The 846-nt window shown below is 65.2% G+C and carries 1 protein-coding gene; it reads right to left on the bottom strand.

Translation table 11 applies throughout. The features are described 5' to 3' along the window. On the bottom strand, positions 1-846 hold an 846-nt coding region (gene pheS, locus NS365_RS22835; protein WP_058602584.1), incomplete at both ends, for a phenylalanine--tRNA ligase subunit alpha.

The raw sequence follows: 846 nt of genomic DNA, 5'->3' as shown, positions 1-846 counted from the left end.
GCCGAACAGGGTCGGCAGGTCGAGCGGGCGGAAGCCGTAATGCTCGATCCAGCGCGAATCGGCGTCGAAAAAGGCGCGCAGGTCCGGCATGCCGTATTTCAGCATGGCGATGCGGTCGATGCCCATGCCCCAGGCAAAGCCCTGATACTCGTCCGGGTCCAGTCCGACGCCGCGCAGGACATTGGGGTGGACCATGCCGCAGCCCAGAATCTCCATCCAGTCCGTGCCCTCGCCGAAGCGCACTTCGGAGCCGGATCGGTCGCACTGGATGTCGACCTCCATCGAGGGTTCGGTGAAGGGGAAGAAGCTCGGCCGGAAGCGCATCTTGAGCGAGGGCACTTCGAAGAAGCTCTTGCAGAACTCGGTCAGCACCCACTTCATGTTGGCGATATTGGCCGACTTGTCGATCACCAGCCCTTCCACCTGATGGAACATGGGCGTGTGGGTCGCGTCGGAATCCTGCCGATAGGTCTTGCCGGGGATGACGATGCGGATCGGGGGCTTCTGCTTCTCCATCGTGCGCACCTGCACGGGCGAGGTGTGCGTGCGCAAGAGGCGGCGCTCGCCGCCCTCCGGCGTCTGGAGGAAGAACGTGTCGTGCATCTCGCGCGCCGGATGGCCTTCGGGGAAGTTCAGCGCGGTGAAATTGTAATGGTCCGTCTCGATATCCGGCCCTTCGGCGATCGAGAATCCCATATCGGCGAAGATCGCGGTGATCTCGTCCACGACCTGGCTGATCGGGTGGATGCGCCCGCGCGACAGGGGGCTGGAGCGCACCGGCAGCGTCACGTCGAGCCGCTCGGCGGCAAGGCGCGCGGAGATCGCGGCCTCGGCCAGCGCGTCGCG

It is taken from the genome of Aureimonas ureilytica (assembly GCF_001475935.1).
GTDB classification, from domain to species: Bacteria; Pseudomonadota; Alphaproteobacteria; order Rhizobiales; family Rhizobiaceae; genus Aureimonas; species Aureimonas ureilytica_A.
This window is presented reverse-complemented; position numbering and strand designations above follow the sequence as displayed.